This is a genomic window from Pseudoalteromonas lipolytica, assembly GCF_900116435.1.
GTDB classification, from domain to species: domain Bacteria; phylum Pseudomonadota; class Gammaproteobacteria; order Enterobacterales; family Alteromonadaceae; genus Pseudoalteromonas; species Pseudoalteromonas lipolytica.
Window position 1 is genome coordinate 227065 of record NZ_FPAZ01000004.1, and the last position, 19226, is coordinate 246290.

The 19226-nt window shown below is 41.6% G+C and carries 16 protein-coding genes; 7 read left to right on the forward strand and 9 right to left on the reverse strand.

The window, feature by feature from the left end; all coding sequences use genetic code 11:
* Window positions 1-12: 12 nt before the first annotated feature.
* The 6 genes from BM378_RS05450 to nosR form a co-directional block, all read right to left on the reverse strand.
* Entirely contained in the window at window positions 13-528 is a 516-nt protein-coding gene (locus BM378_RS05450) for a nitrous oxide reductase accessory protein NosL (RefSeq protein ID WP_065979033.1), read from the reverse strand.
* Entirely contained in the window at window positions 528-1346 is an 819-nt protein-coding gene (locus BM378_RS05455; RefSeq protein ID WP_065979034.1) for an ABC transporter permease, read from the reverse strand. The genes BM378_RS05450 and BM378_RS05455 overlap by 1 nt, the downstream gene beginning before the upstream one ends.
* Entirely contained in the window at window positions 1343-2263 is a 921-nt protein-coding gene (locus BM378_RS05460; protein WP_036972038.1) for an ABC transporter ATP-binding protein, read from the reverse strand. Before BM378_RS05460 ends, BM378_RS05455 begins: the two co-directional genes overlap by 4 nt.
* Window positions 2256-3569: a nitrous oxide reductase family maturation protein NosD gene (locus BM378_RS05465; RefSeq protein WP_051501903.1), complete on the reverse strand. Its 1314-nt coding sequence runs from the start codon at window positions 3567-3569 to the stop codon at window positions 2256-2258. The genes BM378_RS05460 and BM378_RS05465 overlap by 8 nt, the downstream gene beginning before the upstream one ends.
* 72 nt (window positions 3570-3641) lie before the next feature.
* Complete coding sequence (nosZ, locus tag BM378_RS05470) at window positions 3642-5534, reverse strand: TAT-dependent nitrous-oxide reductase (RefSeq protein ID WP_065979035.1); 1893 nt, start codon at window positions 5532-5534, stop codon at window positions 3642-3644.
* A 43-nt stretch (window positions 5535-5577) separates the two neighbouring features.
* Window positions 5578-7713 carry a transcriptional regulator NosR gene (gene nosR, locus BM378_RS05475; RefSeq protein ID WP_065979036.1) on the reverse strand — a complete coding sequence of 712 codons (2136 nt, stop codon included), beginning with the start codon at window positions 7711-7713 and terminating at the stop codon, window positions 5578-5580.
* 1042 nt (window positions 7714-8755) lie between these two features.
* On the opposite strand from nosR, the gene BM378_RS05480 reads away from it, so the two are divergent.
* Window positions 8756-10357 (forward strand): amidase, encoded by a 1602-nt coding sequence (locus BM378_RS05480; protein ID WP_083202762.1) that lies wholly within the window; start codon window positions 8756-8758, stop codon window positions 10355-10357.
* Window positions 10358-10413: 56 nt separating this feature from the next.
* Here the strand turns inward: BM378_RS05480 and BM378_RS05485 are convergent, their stop codons facing one another.
* Window positions 10414-13485, reverse strand: a complete 3072-nt coding sequence (locus tag BM378_RS05485; protein WP_036972035.1) for an efflux RND transporter permease subunit — start codon at window positions 13483-13485, stop codon at window positions 10414-10416.
* Window positions 13485-14570, reverse strand: a complete 1086-nt coding sequence (locus tag BM378_RS05490) for an efflux RND transporter periplasmic adaptor subunit (RefSeq protein WP_036972034.1) — start codon at window positions 14568-14570, stop codon at window positions 13485-13487. Before BM378_RS05490 ends, BM378_RS05485 begins: the two co-directional genes overlap by 1 nt.
* Before the next feature lie 117 nt (window positions 14571-14687).
* Between BM378_RS05490 and BM378_RS05495 the strand changes: the two genes are divergently transcribed.
* Both BM378_RS05495 and BM378_RS05500 read left to right on the forward strand, forming a co-directional pair.
* Window positions 14688-15599, forward strand: a complete 912-nt coding sequence (locus BM378_RS05495) for a LysR family transcriptional regulator (RefSeq protein WP_065979037.1) — start codon at window positions 14688-14690, stop codon at window positions 15597-15599.
* Window positions 15583-15891, forward strand: coding sequence for an MGMT family protein (locus tag BM378_RS05500; RefSeq protein WP_065979038.1), 309 nt, complete (start codon window positions 15583-15585; stop codon window positions 15889-15891). The genes BM378_RS05495 and BM378_RS05500 overlap by 17 nt, the downstream gene beginning before the upstream one ends.
* A 34-nt stretch (window positions 15892-15925) precedes the next feature.
* On the opposite strand, the gene trhA is transcribed toward BM378_RS05500, so the two are convergent.
* Complete coding sequence (gene trhA / locus BM378_RS05505; RefSeq protein ID WP_074988774.1) at window positions 15926-16555, reverse strand: PAQR family membrane homeostasis protein TrhA; 630 nt, start codon at window positions 16553-16555, stop codon at window positions 15926-15928.
* A 259-nt stretch (window positions 16556-16814) separates the two neighbouring features.
* On the opposite strand from trhA, the gene BM378_RS05510 reads away from it, so the two are divergent.
* From BM378_RS05510 to BM378_RS05525, 4 genes are all read left to right on the forward strand, one after another.
* The gene (locus tag BM378_RS05510) at window positions 16815-17093 is read left to right on the forward strand and encodes a hypothetical protein (protein WP_051501856.1); all 279 of its coding nucleotides are present in this window, start codon (window positions 16815-16817) and stop codon (window positions 17091-17093) included.
* A 219-nt stretch (window positions 17094-17312) separates the two neighbouring features.
* Window positions 17313-17891, forward strand: a complete 579-nt coding sequence (locus tag BM378_RS05515) for an LON peptidase substrate-binding domain-containing protein (protein WP_074988775.1) — start codon at window positions 17313-17315, stop codon at window positions 17889-17891.
* 62 nt (window positions 17892-17953) lie between these two features.
* The gene (locus BM378_RS05520) at window positions 17954-18577 is read left to right on the forward strand and encodes a sigma-70 family RNA polymerase sigma factor (RefSeq protein ID WP_036972027.1); all 624 of its coding nucleotides are present in this window, start codon (window positions 17954-17956) and stop codon (window positions 18575-18577) included.
* A complete protein-coding gene (locus tag BM378_RS05525; RefSeq protein ID WP_036972025.1) occupies window positions 18570-19220 on the forward strand; it encodes a ChrR family anti-sigma-E factor in 651 nt (216 codons plus the stop codon). Before BM378_RS05520 ends, BM378_RS05525 begins: the two co-directional genes overlap by 8 nt.
* Window positions 19221-19226: the final 6 nt, after the last annotated feature.

The window sequence follows — 19226 nt, forward strand, 5'->3', positions numbered from 1 at the left end:
CTTTTATCATTTTTAATGATGAGCAGGCATTAGAATAGCGTGTGTGATATCTTCGAAACGAATGACATGCCCGCCAAATTCATTTTGAAAGTTTATCGCATCTTGTTCAGTTGCAAAACTGGCCAATGTATTCCCCATAGCGCCTTGTTGAGATGAGCCCGCAACATACCAAGCTTTTCGCGCATTTATAAAGTAATTATCGGCGGGTTTATGCCAGGGTGTTTTACTCATGTCATGTACAAAAATATCGCTTACATTACGTGTGTTTTCAGGTTCTAGGTAGTAACTGAACATATCTCGTGTTGAACAAAACTTATGTATTTTTTTGCCCGAGCCCGAGTTCGTATCAGTTTGCAGTAGTTCAGCCTTCGGGCCTGGAAATTCTGAAATCAACATACCACATAAATGACATTCATCGGTTGCTTCAATTGCAACTGCTTGGCTGGGTGTTTGTTTAATTTCACTCTCCCCACAGGCACAAAGTATGAATAGAAGTGGCAGTATCGGCAGTAAGGTTTTAACGTTCATTACATTCTCTTTTTAGTAAATAGTGTGATGGCTAAAATTAAAGGAAAGATAACCCAAGTGACGAGCACGCAAAGCAACTGAGTAAGCGACAGGCTTGAGCGTATTGCAATAGCAAGAGCCCCGTTTACATCGGTGCTGTCTAAGCCTGCTAGATTCACTAATCTAAAAATATCAGCGGGATTCAACATCATCATAAACGTGAGTGATTGTTGGCTTATACCGTCTTCAGTGCCTACGAGAAGAGTGAGTAAACCGAGATCAAATATGAGTGCGAAAATAAACCAGACGATTAAAGCAGCACCGGCAGCTTTCGACTTTTCACTCACCGAGATACTAATTATAAAGGCAATAGCAATGAAGCTAAGGCCTAACATAACGGCACTGGCTATGAATAATGAAAATACAGTAATAATTTCAGTTTGCTGAGTATGGGCATATAAAATGACACCAGATGCACCAAAGCCAATTAAAATTGCCAGTGCAATGATACTTCCTTGCCCTATAAATTTTCCCATTAGTAATTGGGTTTTGTTGATAGGGTAGGTAAGTAATAAGAGTAAGGTGCCACTTTCTAGCTCACCTACAAAGCTGTCGTAACTGAGTAACAAGGCGATTAAGGGAATAAGAAAAACAGCTAAACTTGCTAAGCTTGCTACAGTGGTCGAGGTTGAGGTTAACCCTGTTTCACCTGCGACCGCTGAGCCAAAATAGGTCAGCCCTACTGATAATAAGGCAAAAATAATTGTAATTGAGAGCAACCAACGGTTGCGAAGACCATCGCTAAACTCTTTTGCAGCAACAGTGAAGACTGATTTCATATGCTTCCCTTTTGTGGCGCTTGAGATAAAATTTGTTGATAAACCTGATTTAAATCGGGTTGTTCAATGTGTATATCATCTAAATGACGGTATTTAACGAGCTCGCGGAGAACATTCATTTTATTCTCGTCTTTTACCAATAAATCGGTATCGTGACAGAGTTCAACATGGGTCATTAATTGTGAGTCATTAACGAGCTCAGAAGGGGAAACACCGCGAGTTTTAATGCGTATATCTAAGTTTGCATGTGCGCGTAGACTGGCTAAATTACCGCAAGCAAGTTGTTGCCCTTTACTCAGAATAATCGCACGGTCAATATGGCGCTCAACCCCTGGTAACACATGAGAGCACAGGATAATACTGGTGCCGTGTGCTTTAAGGTTGTCAACTTGTTGGTAAAATTCAGTTGTTGCAACCGGGTCAAGCCCAACCGTTGGTTCATCTAGTAATAGTAATTTAGGTTTACCTAAAAATGCCTGGGCAAGTCCTAAACGTTGACGCATTCCTTTGGAATATGTTTTAACCGCGCGGTTCATTGCCTCTGTTAATCCCACTTGCGCTATTAAATCTTTTGCGTGTTGTTTGTTAAAACCTTTCAGTTTTGCAAAGTAATTGAGTACTTCTATTCCTGTTAAATGCTCATAAAAACTGACATTTTCAGGCAAGTAACCGACTTGGGATCGAATATGCCATGCGGCTTTGGAGTCTGGTTTAGCACCGAGTACATCGACACTGCCATTTGTTGGCGATGTGATACCCAGAATGAGTTTCATCATGGTTGTTTTGCCAGCACCATTATGACCAAAAAGGCCGAGCACTTCACCGGGCGCGAGCTCGCAGCTAAGGTTATTGACTGCTGTGAGACTGCCATAGCTTTTTGTTACTTGGTTCATTGAAACCACGGGCGTGTTAGTCATGTTGTTTGTCCTTGATATCACTCTGCGATTTAATAACATGAGGTGAGTGTGGAGAGCGCATTAATGGGTAGCTGTCTTTAACCCCTGCAGGCTTTAATACAGGAAATTGGCGTTGTACCCAGCGCAGTGTTAATACCGATGGGCTATCCATTAGCATTTTCATTTCTGGGTATTGCCAAACCAATTTATCAATTCCATCGTTGGGTTCAAAGGCAACATCACCCACGCCATCATTATTCATATCCCAGCCTAAATAATTGCTCCAATAGTTACCGCGGCTATCGTGACTCCATTCTTGTTTTTTATTGGAAACGTATTTGACTTGCGTGGGGTTATTTATAAAGCTGTTGCCATATACTTGCGTATGCTCAGAGCCTGCAGTGAGGTGAATACCAATTTCTGTGGTATCAACCACGTTATCGACAATGTTGTTATACGCTGAGTTGTATACAAAAAAACCTTTTCCGTCTCGCCCTAATACTTTATTTTCGGGCTTGGTCCACACATTAGAAATGTGATTGTTTAGGATGTCTGACGAGGTAATAAAATTCATTAGTAACCCATAATCTTCACTGTTAGTCGTTCGATTACCTTGGATCACTAAATTGCGCGAGCTCATTAAGGCATAACCAGCCCGCGTATTGTATGCGTTATTATTGAGTACTTTATTGTCGTGGGAATACATGTAATGAACGCCATAGCGTAGATCATGAAGCGTGTTATTTTCTAATACGTTATCTTGGCTTGATATTATGTACAGGCCATCGCGCGTGTAAGAGACATCATTTCCTTTAACCAGTACATGTTGCACATTGGAGAGCTGAATACCATTGCCGCGATCTGCTGAACGCAGGGCTTTATTGCCAACAATCACGTTATTTAAAACCTGTACATGCTGGCCTTTTTGTAACCAAATACCAAAACCATCGCCTTTAAGGTGGTTATTGGCAATCATTAGTTGCTCTGCTTTTTGATCTGAATAAATACCGGAATGTTGTTCGGTTAAGTTATTTCCCCAATTCACTATCTCGAGGTTTTTAATCGAAATATGTGAACTTTTTAACAGTAATGCGTGGCCTTCGCCTAAAGCATCAATGACAGCACCTGTTTCACCAATAAGGTGGATGGCTTTATTGACAACAAAATTTCCTTGGTAAATACCCTTCGTTAAAACAATTGTGTCGCCTGCTTTTGCGCTGTCTAACTGCGCTTGTAAATCATCAGCTGCAGAGAGTCGCGTACTCACTGCCAACGAATAACATGAAAAACAGAGCAGTATTGCTCCACATAAACGGTGTAACCAAATTAACTGCACTCAATAAACCTTCTATTTGTAACGATAAAGGGTATGGGAAAGTCCCATACCCAAATACAAAGCTTACGCTTCAACTAACATGCGGCCTCGCATTTCCATATGCAGTGCATGACAGAACCAGTTACAGTAGTACCACTGCACACCCGGTTTATCAGCGATAAACGTTATGGATGCCGTTGCTTGCGGTGCAACTTCCATCTGCACACCATGATTAGTCATACAGAAACCGTGTGTCACGTCTTCAACTTGGTCTAAGTTAGTAATAACCACAGTGACTTCGTCACCTAGTTTTACTCTAAACTCAGTCATGCCAAAGCTAGGGGCAATTGAGGTCATGTAGACACGTACTTTTTTGCCGTCTCTCACCACTTTGTTATCAGCGTAAACATTAACACCGTCTGCTTTTGCCATTGCGATAGTCTCGGCAAAGAAAGGATCGTTTCGCTCCCACAGTTTATTTGGCTTCACCTTAGAGCGGTGAACAATGATACAGTCGTGAGGTTCAGCGAAAGTTGGGCCATCGTGAACCAACTTCATTTCATCACCTGAAATATCTATGAGCTGATCATTTTCTGCACGTAATGGCCCGACAGGTAAGAACCTATCTTTTGAGAACTTACACAGTGCAATAAGCCATTTACCATCTGCATCACGGGTTTCACCTTGTGAAGTATGGTTGTGCCCCGGCTGATAGTGAACATCTAACTTCTGACGTATGTAGTTCACTTTCTCACCATTGTATGCCTTGATAGCATCTTCAACGCTCCACTTCGCAATTTGGCTGTCGATAAACAGCGTGGTGTAAGCGTTACCACGGTTATCAAATGCGGTATGAAGTGGCCCTAAGCCTAGTTCAGGTTCTGCAACGATGGTGTCGCGAGGCTTAATTTTGTTATCAAATAGGTCATCTAGTTTCTTAATTGAAATCACAGAAACAGTCGGTGATAACTTACCATTAGCAACAAAATAGTCGCCATTGGGTGAGGTATTTAAACCATGTGGTGATTTAGGAACCGGAATGTACGCTGTGAGTGCTGACCCTTTACGGCCATCTAACACTGGGACATTATTGCCATTGTAGGTTTTAAATTTGCCTGCTTTAATGGCGGCTTCGCATCGCGGTAAGTTAAATACAACAACATGGTCACGTTCAGATGAGATCATATCACCGAGTGTGACCCCCATTTCTGAGTTATAACAGGTTGACGCAAAATACTTTCCGTCAAAGTCGGCGTCGGTGTTATCTAAATTACCATCCACCATTACTTGGAATGCGACTTCCATGGTTTCGGCATTAATCACATTAAACAATGAACGATAGGTGCTAATGTCGTCCATTGATGCTTTGCCATCGTTGTTCATGGGAATTTCGAATTCGCCATTACAAATCACATATTTAGTGTATGGAACCTTTTGCACACGCAAGCCATGGATTGCTTGAACATTAGGAACGGTTAGCATTTTATCGGTCTTCATAACATCGCAGCGAATACGTGCTACACGACTGTTGGCCTTGTCGTTAATGAACACATATTTACCGTCGTAACGGCCATCAGTCATACTCATATGCGGATGGTGTGAGTCACCACATTGCAGATGTGCGCTGTCGCCTTTGATGCGTTTAGATTCATTCGTCAGACCCCAGCCTGTTGCGCTGTCGGTATTAAAAACAGGAATACGCATGAGTTCCCGCATTGACGGAATACCTAAAATACGCACTTCCCCCGAGTGGCCTCCACTCCAAAAACCATAATATTCATCTAGTTCACCTGGGTGAACAGTGGCACTGTTACTGCCTGCTTCTGCGGCTTGTGCCTTAGCCATTGATGCGAACATAGTAGCTGACATAGGCGCTGCAACTACACCTGCACCTAATAAAGCACTTTTAGCAAAAAACTTACGTCTGCTTTCGTCTTTCAGCTGTTTTTGTTCTGGGAGCTTTTTCCTATCACTCATGGACTTCCTCCGGTTATTTCATTGTGCTTGGTGATGGGCGTAGTTAGCTAACGTCCACCGTGGGTATTTCTTTTTCCTGAAATTTATTCTTCTTCCTGGCAAGTTTCTTTAGTGGTGGACATTTCTGTTCATTAAAATAGGTGACTTGACAGTCAAGACAGTAGTGACACTCGCGCATATTGATTGAACCATCAGGGTGAATAGCTTGTATTTCGCATTCTTTAGCGCAGGTTTTACATGGCTGACCACACTCAGGCCGACGTTTTAACCAACTAAACAAGCGTAAATTAGAGCCCACAGAGAGCGCTGCGCCTAATGGGCATAAGTAGCGACAAAAGAATTTTCGGTTAAATAAATTAATTACCAGCAAAGACACGGCATACAGCACAAATGGCCATTGTCTATCAAACTTGAGTAAGAAGGTGGTTTTAAATGGTTCAACTTCAGCCATTTGCTCTGCAACAGCCATAGAGTCAAGAGACATGCCGAATAAAGCCAGTAAAATAAGGTACTTAATGGCCCATAAACGTTCATGCACTGCAAAAGGGGGCTCTATTTGCGGCAGCTTCACATAGCGTGCAAATACATTTAGTAGCTCTTGCAAAGCGCCAAATGGACATAACCAACCACAGTATACGGCGCGCCCGAACATCATAATGGTCACCGCAGCAGCACACCAAAGAATGAAAATAACGGGGTCGAGTAAAAATAAATCCCACGAAAAATCAGACATCAGTGCTTGTAAAAAAGTGAATACGTTCACTACAGAGAGTTGTCCGCCCCAGCTCCAGCCGATAAACACCACCACCACGATAAGGAATATGTGTCGGAAATTGTGTAAAAAGGTTGGGTGACGCACCAGAATATCCTGAAATATTAAGGTAGCGACTAATAGAAGCATGAGGAACAGCAGAATAATCACTTCCACTTGCTTGTCTTGCCATACTTGTTGCGTCAGTGATAATTCAGCTTCGGGTTCAGGCATAGCGGGGCGACTGACATATTTATCTAAAGTATGATAATCGCCTTTAAAACTCGTGAATGTGCTGTCGATAGCGCCCATTTGACGGCGTACTAATAGCTCTAATTGCCAATCGGCTCCGGGGTTAAACTCATCGTGAGCGCGTGCGATAAAAATAGACATTTCTTTGAATTTGGGTGCGCCTGTGGCGTAAATATCAGTGACGCGAAAGTGGTCTAAATCGTGGAATGAAATGGTGTCGCCATTTTGCAAAAGTTGAATACGGTCAAAAATACCGCCACGAACGTAGCCTGAGCCTTTAAAAGAATAGCCATTTCCTAGCACAATAAAGGCATGCTCACCGGGGGCTAATTGCGCCATAAGCCATTGGTACTCACTCTCACCAAGTAAGTTTATGCCTATGTGAGGAATATTAGCTTGCGCGTAATAAAGCTCAGCGAACATAGCGCTTTTTTGTTCAGGAGCAGCTGCATCAATGTGTTCTGCTTCTGTGCCTACAAACGCCTCATCAACGGCCTCTCGACTTAGGTACAAGCGGCGAATAGACCCGTCACCCGTTAACGCTTGCCAACTTGCTGGTTGATAAACATCGTGCTTTATAGTGGCCATTGGTAAGCGATTTAAAGCTTCAAGATCAATTATGTTTAAACGTGCGGCGATTTTTTTTGCTGACTTAGTTACCGCATCATTCATGACCATGACAGTGACTGTGGCACCAGAAAGTCCATCAATGTTGACGATATTATCTGAGCTGCTGCCTCCTACTTTAAGGCGATCGCTAACATGTAAGCCCGTGTATTGATCAGTAAACTCCCATAGTTTTGATTCTGGGATACCCGTTAAAATGATCGGCTCGTGATGCTCTAATACCTTCACCCCTAAATAATTACCTTGGGGGTCAATAGCAACAAGCATATTCACTGGCTCGCCCGAATAAGCTGGAATTTTGGCAATATCATTGGTTTCAAAAGCGTAGCCCAGTACGTTTTTGTCTTGATAAACGACCCATGCGAAAGGCGCACTTTCGTCGTTAGATATCCGCTGTTTTTCACCAATATGTGTCGCTTGAGGAAAAATTTCCTCAATGAATGGCATGGGATCTTTTGGTGGGCTTACAAACACCGCCTCGCAGGGTAATGTAAGTATAAATAACATCATCGCGCAGAGGTACAAAAGCCAGGTTGATTTTATATTCATAACAGCACCAACAATTCCTTATAAATGGCTTTATTTAGGAAAGTTATATTGTTTTATTTTTCTCATTAATAACCTTACTCTTCTTTACAATGATTTTAGTGACCTTGATCAATTTTTGACTAGATAACATTTAACTACATGTGTTTTTTCGAGTGGGGTTAATGTGTTACAGAAAATTTAATAATTAATTTAAGTATAAATTTTAGAGAGATGATATACCTAGTAAGGAGTACCTAACTAAGGGTAGTGTAAGGAGTATTTTTTAGTACGTTAGGGTTAGTCTTGATTTTATAAATAAACTGGTAAAGAAGGATTAACCGGTTTTTAAATTTGTTTTTTTATTCATGTCTTTGTATTTTTAATTACATGTAAATAGCGGTTGAATGGTTTTTATTATTTATTTAAATGCAATACTTTGGTGTGTTTAACCCTATTTATGGCGTTTTTTATTGGTGGAAAAATCACTGTTTAAGTGTGTTTAAAATACATTCACACATACCATGTATATACATTTTTAGGTAATTAAAGACAGTCGTACCGCATGATTAAAAAGGGGGAGGATGAACACCAAAAAGCGGTTTATTTCACCGTCAGCCATGCTCTTTAACAGCCTGCGGCCAGATAATCTGCTTGAACAATAAGAAACGGCATGCCTTGGCGGCAGTGATTACAAAATAGCGCCTGTTTAATCAATAACACTGGCTATAGACTCAATTTTCTTCGTGAGAATATTTAACGTGATGGCTATGAGTAAGCGCTGATTGAAAATGCTGCTTTGTAACTGACGCGATTGACGTTAAATTAAAAGATAAGCAGTGCATGCCCAATATCGCTGATTTGGCTAAAACACTCATTTAGCACCGTGTACCTTCGTCGGGCTAGACTATTAAACAGTATGGGTATTTGGTGCTGGTAATGGGCAAGAGAACGCTCAGTGTTTAATCCATTGTGAAGTAAAAAAATAGCAATTTTTGATAAAAGTATGGGTAAATACCGATTTTAAAATAACAATCAACAACACTCTATAAAACAGGAACGACAAATGTACACAGGAATTAGTCAGGTTATTCGTGCTTTACATGTATTCGCATTAAGTGTTTTTTTAGCCGCTTTATGCTTTACAGTTAGCGTGTCTGCAAAAGAAAATACCCCACTCTCTGAACAAAGAAATCAACAACTAAAAAACCTTGTTCAACAAAGTACAATCCCGCAATTAATTCAGGCAATGAAAGAAAAACAGCTCACAGCAACTGAATTAACACAGTTTTTTATTCAGCAAATCGATGAGCTCAATCCTCAATTAAATGCTGTGGTTGCAATGAACCCCGATGCTATAAGCATAGCTATGCAACTTGATGAAGCGCTTAGTCATGGTAAGTTACGCGGCCCTTTGCATGGCATACCAATTTTAGTAAAAGATAATATCGAAACTGAGACTATGCCTACAACGGCAGGCTCGTTAGCATTAAAAGATAATTTTACGCACAGAGATGCGCCAATTATTGCCAAACTTAAACGTGCAGGGGCCATTATTTTAGGCAAAACAAATTTAAGTGAATGGGCCAATATGCGCTCTGAACGTTCATCGTCTGGGTGGAGTGCGATTGGGGGGCAAACGCGTAATCCCCATGATTTAAATCGTTCTACGTGCGGGTCTAGTTCAGGCTCTGGTGCTGCTGTTGCCGCCTTTTTAAGTGTTGCTGCGATTGGAACTGAAACAAATGGCTCTATTACGTGTCCGTCTTCTGCAAATGGTATTGTGGGTATAAAGCCCACGGTAGGTTTATTGAGCCGCCATGGCATTGTGCCTATTTCTCATACGCAAGATACAGCGGGGCCTATGACACGCTCGGTAATTGACGCGGCCATTTTACTGTCAGTTATGCAAGGTTTTGATGAAAAAGATCCCGCAACAAACATCGCAAAAGGGCACCTTAATTATGACTATACGCCAGAGCAAAGTGCCATCTCATTAAAAGGCAAGCGTTTAGGTGTACTGTATGCTGCGCCACTTGCTCATGAGCAAGTTGAGTCACTTTTTAACCAGACTAAACAGATGCTCGAACAAGAAGGTGCTTTATTAGTTGAGGGGTTATCGACAGAGCCATATGATCATTTTTATCAAGATAGTTATGATGTTTTACTCTATGAGTTTAAAGCGACTTTAAATGACTACCTTGCTCAACTGCCAAACGAATATAAATCGCTGACACTAGAAAAGTTGATCCAGTTTAATCAAGCTCACGCTACTAAGGAGATGCCTTACTTTCAACAAGAAATATTTGAAAAGTCGCAGCAAAAAGCAACGTTAACCGACCAGAAGTATTTAACAGCATTACAAAAAGTGCATCAAGCAACCAGAGCAGATGGCTTAGATAAAATGCTTAAAGAACACAATCTTGATGCAATTATTACTGTGACTTTAACACCCGCGTGGTCAATAGACCGTATCAATGGGGATCACTTCACGGGCAGCTTTTCTACTTACCCGGCTGTATCTGGCTACCCTCATTTAACGCTGCCTATGGGTAAAGTGCATCATATGCCCGTTGGACTTTCTATTACGGGTGGTGCGTTGAGTGAAAAAGAGTTGATTGCAATTGCGCATCGGTTAGAGCAATTGATTGGATACAAATACAATTAATTTTTAGTGCCTCCCCTGAAAATATCCTTTCAGGGGAGGCACAAATACAAGAGTACTTAATTGCTGTGGCGTTGTTTAGGTACTTTAATTTTAAACAACAGTGTATAAAGCACTGGCACAACAATAAGTGTCAGTACTGTCGCAAAACCAAGCCCAAACATGATTGTGACCGCCATTGATTGGAAGAATACGTCAAATAAAAGTGGGATCATTCCTAAAATAGTCGTGATCGCTGCCATAGCGACTGGGCGCACACGACTAACGCCTGAATCAAACACGGCTTGATAGGGCTCTTTTCCGCTATCGAGTTCGAGGTTAATTTGATCCACTAATACGATGCCGTTTTTAATCAACATGCCACTTAAGCTCAGTAAACCAAGCAGTGCCATAAAGCTAAACGCTGCATTCATTAATAACAAACCTGCCGATACACCAATGATTGCCAGAGGCACTGTAGCCCAGATAACCAGTGGTTTTTTAACTGAGTTAAACAGCAATACAGTAATTGCAAACATTGCCAAGTAACCAAGCGGTAATGAGCCAAAAATCGCTTTTTGTGCTTTGCTTGCTGATTCAAACTCGCCGCCCCATTGCAACTCGTAGCCGTGTGGCAGGTCAATCGCTTCAATATCTTTGCGGACACGGGCAAACAGCTTCGCAGGTGTTTCATCACCAATCACATCATGGTCTGCCATGACAGTGATAGTGCGTTTTCGGTCACGGCGCATAATTAAACTGTCTTCCCATTCAACAACAAAGTCATCAACTACTTGCGTAACTGGCACAAAGACTCCCAATACAGGGCTGTATATTTGTAAGTCGCGCAGGCTTTCGACATTTAACCGCTCTTCTGCAGGCGAGCGTGCAATAATGGGCAGCATTTGCGTGCCGTCTTTATACACGCCGACCTGTTTACCCGATAAGCTTGTTAATAAAAGCTGATCAAGATCAGACTTAGCAATCCCTAAACGGCGTGCTTTTTGTTCGTTGAACTGCGGACGAATAAGTTTAGAGCGAGCACGCCAATCATCACGAATATTAAAGGCACCAGCGTCTTGATGAAGAATGTCTTTTGCTTGCTTAGCGAGCTGACGAAGTACGACAGGATCAGCGCCTGAAAAGCGCGCTTCAATTTTTGCATCGGTCGATGGCCCAATTTCCATGCGTTTAACTTTAAGCTGCGCATCGAGAACATGTTCATGTTGGTAGTCGCGCACTTTTTTGATCATGGCTGTCACGGCCTCACGATCTTGTACACGAATAATCAACTGTCCATAAGCTGGGTATGACTTTTCTGGCGCGTATGTCAGCATAAAGCGAGGAGCACCTTGGCCAACCGTGGTGGTCACTTCTTCAACGAGAGGGTCGGCTTGTAGAAACGCTTCAAGTTTTGCTACCCCGTCCATCGTGGTATGAATATCGGCACCTTGAGTATGCCAGTAATCGACATAAAACATGGGGGTGTTCGAGGCCGGAAAGAATGATTGCTTAATAAACTTAAAGCCAAATACCGCACTAACGAGCATGATCACCATGAGCAATAAGGTGGTTTTACGGTAACGCATTGCGCAATGCAAAACACCTTTATACACATTGAAGATGATACCTTGATAAGGGTCTTCATCGTGGTGAGGCTGTTTTTCCGTGGCTTGTTTAAACATTAAGTCAGCAAAGAAAGGCGTGAGTGTAATTGCCGTAATCCAACTGAGTAATAACGAAATAAACAACACCCAAAATAAGCTACCTGCAAACTCACCACTGGCATCCGAGCTTAAACCAATTGGGGCAAATGCAGTAACCGCAATCACGGTTGCACCCAATAACGGCCATTTAGTTTGATCAACAATATTGGTTGCAGCTTGTAGTTTAGTTTGCCCGCGCTTTAAATTAATAAGAATACCTTCGGTAACAACAATCGCGTTATCAACCAGCATACCGAGCGCAATGATCAGAGCGCCGAGCGAAATCCGCTGCAAATCAATGGCAAATAGCTTCATAAAGATAAAGGTGCCGAGTACGGTTAGGAGTAAAATGACACCTATTAGTACACCGCTTTTAAAGCCCATAAATACCAGCAACACCACAATGACGATAGCAACGGCTTCAAGTAAGCTAATAATAAAACCACTGACTGACTTTTCGACTTCTGCTGGCTGATTATAAACACTATTAATCTCTATACCGTGTGGGCGTTGGTATTCTAACGAAGCTAAATGCGCGTCTATTTTAGCGCCCACATCAACCACGTTTACACCTGTGCTGAACGACACGCCTACAAGGAGTGCTTGCTGCTGATTAAAGCGAATAATGTTATTTGGTACTTCTGCGTACTCTCTAAATACCGTTGCAACATCACCTAAATATATAAGCTCGTTTTCACCCGGCTTTGAAATTAATAGGTTTTCAAGCTCTTTAACGTCTTTAAATTCACCGGTGGGGTGTAAACGAATTGATTCATCGCCAACCCGTACTTTCCCCGCGTTAGAAACACTATTTTGGGTTTGCAAAAGCTGGTAAATACGGTCTGGCGAAATACCTAATTGTGCTAATTTTCGGGTTGAAATTTCAACCATTACCTGTGCTTGTTGCTCACCGCCAACGGTTACTTTGCTTACGCCATCAACCAGCACTAACTCACGCTTTAAATAATCAACGTAGTCTTTTAACTCATCATACGAATAGCCATCACCTGTCACGGCATACATCACACCGTAAACATCACCAAAATCATCCATAATTTTACTTGGGTAAACACCCGAAGGCATTGCTGCGGCTTGGTCGTTAATTTTACGGCGCAATTCATCCCAAATTTGGCGAAGGTCTTGTTTGCGGTAATTACTTTTCATCTCAACGGTAATTTGTGATTTACCGGGCGACGAAATACTGGTGACATAATCAACATAGGGTAATTGTTGAATTGCATTTTCAATTGGAAAAGTAACTTCTTCTTCAACTTGTTGTGGTGAGGCACCTGGGTACAGAGTGATCACCATTGCTTTTTTCAAAGTGAACTCAGGGTCTTCAAGTTGCCCTAAACCAAAATAAGCCACGGTGCCGCCTATTAGCAAAAACAGTGCGAACATCCAGCTTATAACTTTTCGCTCAATAGCAAGTGCAGCAAAGCTCATTATAAGCCTCGCTCTTTTTGCCATGGACGTACTTTCATGCCTTCCTCTAAGGAATGCACACCTGCAGCAACCACCATTTGACCTTGCTCAATACCTGAAAGCACTTCAATACCGTTGCGGTGTAATTGGCCCACTTTAACCGCTTTTTTGTGAACTAAACCGGTGTTTTCGTCATACAGCCATACATAGCTATTATTTTTTTCAGACTCTGTAGGCTCTGAAAACACTGCCTCAACAGGCAGCAGAATATACGCTGATTGTGAGTGGGTGATTTTGCTTAAATCAATATCAACACGGCCTGTCATTCCCGCAAGAAGATTAAAGTCTTCAGGCACTGGCAGCGAAAACACCACTTTGTATGTAAGGGTGGTTGGGTCAGCTTGGGTGTCAAATTCTTTTACGGTGAGTTGGTACGACTTGTCTGGGTAGCCATCAAAAATAACATCAGGTTGGTAGTCAACGTCTTTATCAATGCGTGCAATGAGTTTTTCAGGCACTTGGATAACCACATCCATTAAGTCGCGGGTTTCAAGACGTAATATGTTTTGCTTTGCTTGGATATTTTCAAAGTTCTTCACAAAAACTTTTGCCACAGTCCCCGCAAAAGGAGCGCGAAGTTCACTGTTATCTAAATTGGTTTTTGCAATTTTTAAAGCAGACTCTGCCACTTGCTTATTTGCCAGTGCTTGGTCTAGCTCTGCTTGGCTTGCGATGGAGCGATCAAATAGTTTTTGAACGCGTTCAAGTTGCGAGTCAGCAAGCTCAAAACGTGCTTTTCGCTCTTCGTACTGAAGCTGAAAATCTTCTGGGTCAAGTTTGGCAAGAAGTTGGCCTTTTTCAACATGTTGGCCAGCAAGTGCAGGAAACTCAAGTAATTCACCATTAACCCTAAAGGCCAAGTAAGACCCTTGGTTGGCAACGACTTCAGCAGGAAAACTACGAATAGCCTGATCTGACTGACTGTTGGTATTGAAAAGTTTAACAGGGCGTATGACCGGCTCAGCGTTGCTTTGCGCAGTTTGCTCTGTACATGCCGCAAGTGACCATAATACAGTGGTGAATAACACGGCGGATGCCAATCTCATTGTCTTCTCCATAGATATGAAAGCATAAATTTGCTGCAGGATACGCTGCAAAGATATAAAATAAAAATTATTAAATTTTAGAAACATCATTAATTTTATTAATAGGGTTTGCGGTTAATGAATTTAAATCAATTAATTATTTTAGATGCTATCGTGCAAAGCTCTAGTTTGAGCCAAGCGGCGGTAAAGCTTCATAAAACACAACCCGCCCTTACAATTGCCATCAAGAAGCTAGAGTCTGAACTAGGCTTTGAGTTATTAGACCGTGCACACTACCGATTACATTTGACTGAAAAAGGGCGTATTTTTTATCGAGAGGCGCGTCAGTTGCTTAATGCTAACAGTGAGTTAAGTTCGTTAGCTAAAGAGCTTGCACTCGGTAATGAAGCTAATTACCGAATTTGTTACGAGCAGCTGTGCCATCAACATAGTTATAACCAAGTCATTAGCCACACTTTCAAGCGCTTTTCGAGCACCGAGTTTAGTATTTCGTCTGGTAAACGCTTTGTTTCGCTAGAGCAAGTAAATAGCCATCAAGCAGATTTAGGAATTGGCCCATGGTTTGATTTGTTTCATGCGACGGGTGATCTAGAAAGTTTACCCATTGGTAAATTTGACATTGGCATTGTGAGTGCGCCAGGTGTCGTGCCAGCGGAAATTAGCTTTGCCGACATTCAAAATTACCCGTGTCTGGCAATGTTTGAGAGTGACTTAAGTTTTGATAGCGACAGACTCTCTTATACGCTAGGGTCTGCCTTGATGAAAATTGATGATATAACCAGTGTTAAATCGTTTTTGCTTTCTGGGGCAGGGTGGGCAATGATCAGTTTACAGCACTGTCAAAGTGAAATAGAAGCAGGTCTTTTACAGCAAATAAAAATTACAGATAGAGAGCATCAATTTGGCGCAGAAATTCGCGTATTTAGACAGCACTCCGTGCACCATGGCCCGGTTGCGAGGGCTATTTGGCAGGCATTTAGTGAAGTAAGTAAACAGTATTTGGATTCAATTCGTGCAACAAGCAACTAAAGAAGAACTTATTTATACGGTTATAGCCTCTATTCCAGAGGGAAAAGTAGCCAGCTACGGGCAGGTAGCTGGTCTTGCTGGTTATCCTAATAATGCAAGACTGGTGGGACGATTATTGAAAATGATGCCAAGCGATTCTAAAATTCCATGGCATCGGGTGGTCAATAGTCAGGGCAAAATATCCTTCCCTGAAGGCACACCTAAACACCGTGAGCAACGTGAAAAACTGATAATAGAGGGTGTCACCTTTAACAAGTCAAAAATTAATATGCGTATACATCAATGGGACTAAGCCACTACGCCTGCTGTAAATATATAAACCCGTCTCAGTACACGTATAAACTAATAGATAGGTAGTGACATACGCAGCCGATAAGTACAAATACATGCCATATAGCGTGACTGTAATGTCGCGTTTTAGCGCTGTAAAAGAAAGTTCCCAAGCTATAAGCAATGCCGCCTGCGAGTAACCACCACAACGCACTTGGGTCAAGATTCAAATATAAAGGGTAAACAAGAGCAAGTGCAAACCAACCCATCAATAAGTATGTTGTGAGCGATATTTTTTTATTGGTATGCTTTACAAGCAACTTATAAATTACCCCGCCAATGGCTAAAGACCAAATAAACACTAATGCGGCCACTGCCCACGCGCCCGACAACGAAATAACTAAATAAGGCGTGTAGGTACCCGCAATCAGTAAGTAAATTGCACAGTGGTCACACTTTTTATAAATAGCACGCAGGCGCTCTTTTGTACTTGCGTGGTAGAGCGTTGAGGCTAAAAAAAGTACCAATAAGCTTGAGCCATACACAACAGCACTCACGGTGGCTGACATTGCGTTTGATTGTGACACTAAGTCCCACAGTACATACACAGAAAATAGGACACCTAAGCCATGTGTGAGCACATTAAGTTGTTCTTCTTGGCGTGAATAAGGAAGCACAGTTGTCATAGACCATCTAATAAAAATGAATTAAAAAACAATTTCAGTGTACAAGTGTACGCTGAATTTATCAACGCTTATTTTTTTCACTAAAAGTTGGTTAAAAAAGTAAATTTCATTGGTTTTATTAACCAATACAGAATAAGTGTAAGAATTAATTGTCTATAAAATTTATTTAAAAACAATTGTTTATAAAATATTTTCATGATGGCACAACCTTTGATTATGTAATTACGACTAATTACTTAAAGAGACAAGGAATATCATTATGAATAACTCACTAAAACTTACGACTGCTGCGTTACTTGTATTAGGGTCTGCTCAAGCAAGTGCTACTGACTTTGAATTAGACATAAGTAACACCATCACACAAACCATTAAGAGCTATGTTCAACAAGCAAGTATAGAGCTTAAGCAAAGTGTGAATAAAAGCATTGAGTTTGATGCTCAAAAATTACTTGAAAGTTACATGGGTGATGCGGACACCGCTTCAAAAGAAGCCGTAACGTTGGCTGCAAAAACATCTGAAGTAACTAACAAGCAGTAAGGAGGCAGGAAAATGAGTAGTGAAATCAGCTTATTTTTACTAATGGTTGCACCTGTGTTGAGTTTACTCAGTGCGTATGCATCAATCGAGTTATTTCGTAATGTTGCACAATGGTTCAACTTTTAGGATAGGAAATAGAATTAAGATTTCATGAAATATTGATCGGCGGACTAAAAGCGCACGTAACTAAAGGCATGTGGTTTTTTGATAGTAGACTTTATGAAGCGTGCGATTTTTCCTTTACCGGTTTTTATTTTACCTGAAGGGTACACAAAACTAAGAATCTTTGAACAGCGTTACTTAACCATGGTAAAAGAAGCTGTTAAAGACAACACCGGATTTGTGCTTTGCACATACCAACACGACACAGAGCTTAACCTGCCTGAGTTCGGTTGTATGATGAAAATAACCGATTTTAATCAAGATGATAGCGGGCAGTTACTCATTGATGTGTATGCAGAGCATGCCGTGTCTATCAATCAACCATTTTATGATAAACAAGCGCTTCGTCATGCTGATGTTGAGCGCGTGTCGAAACCGAGCTGGTATGTAAAATCAGTCGTCACCGATGAAAACTTATTGCTAAGCCATACGTTGCAAGCTGTATTTGCGAATCAACCTGATTTAGCTGCACTTTATAAAGCCCCTCAATTTGATAACCTTGCGTGGGTTGCTGCGCGTTGGCTCGAAATATTACCCATTTCACTAGTTAAAAAACAACAACTTGCCTTTAAATCTAACTTTGAAAATTTGCTAAGTTTCCTCCATACTTTGATTAATACCGAATTTACTGATTAATGTGATCTGTTTGTTGTTGCTCTGCGTAATGTACGTAACGACAATAATTGGATGACATTAAAATGGTAAGTCAACAACTTCAAACAGGTTGTAAACCTAACACAGGTCAATTCACTGCCATGCCAGATACACCAAGCAAAGAGCTTGCAGATGCATTATTTGCAGTTGCAACGCACCGCGATAAACGGGCGTTTGCGCTGTTGTTCCAATATTTTTCGCCAAAAATAAAGCGCTTTGGAATTAAACAATTTGGCTCTGAAGCGCAAGCGATGGAGCTTGTGCAAGAAACGCTTACTTCAGTTTGGCGCAAGGCACACCTCTATCACAAGGATAAAGGGGCTGCAACGACATGGGTTTATACCGTGATGCGTAATGCTTCTTTCGACATGCTAAGAAAAATGAAAAGCAGTAGAGAAGAGTGTATCAGCGAAGATATTTGGCCACTTATTGATGAAGCAACTCCGGGTCAACACGAATTTAGCGACCATTTAGAAGACAAACAAATTAAGCAGTACCTTAACAAGCTGCCTCAGGCGCAACGTGAAGTTGTACGTGGGGTGTATTTTCAAGACATGTCGCAAGAACAACTTGCAGAGCATTTAAACATTCCCGTAGGCACAGTGAAGTCTCGTCTTCGCTTGGCCTTGCAGAAGTTACGCAACGAAATGGGAGACCAACATGATTAAGCACCATCCTTCTAACGACATTCTCATGCAGTTCAGCGAAGGCAATTTGCCAGCATCGTTGAGTATCGCTGTCGCTATTCATGTTGAAATGTGCCCCGTGTGTAAAAAAGAGATTGCAGCACTCGAAGCCAAACAGGCTGATAATGTATTTGCAGGATTTGATGCTGATAGTGAAGATTCATTTGATGCAGGCTTATTCGATGCAATTACAGCAGACGATGCAATCGACGAAATTTACGAGCAAGCCCCCATTACGGTTGATGTTAAAGACAAAACTTACACATTGCCTCGCGCCTTAACACGTATTGGTCACAGTAACTTTATGCAACTTGGTAAGTTGGCGCGCTCACGCATTGACATAGACGACGGTGCTTTAAGAGCCAGTCTTTTACATATTGATGCAGGGGGTGAAATTCCGGAGCACACACATACTGGATTTGAGCTAACCTTACTACTAGAGGGTGAGTTTAGTGATGAAGAAGGCAGTTACGTACCTGGAGATTTTATGATGCTTGATGGGCGTCATAATCATACGCCTAAAACGGCGCAAGGGTGCTTATGTTTTACGGTGGTGAGCAGTGCTCTACACTTTAACAAGGGTATCAGCAAATTACTTAATCCAATTGGTAATTTGATTTATTAGTAGGAA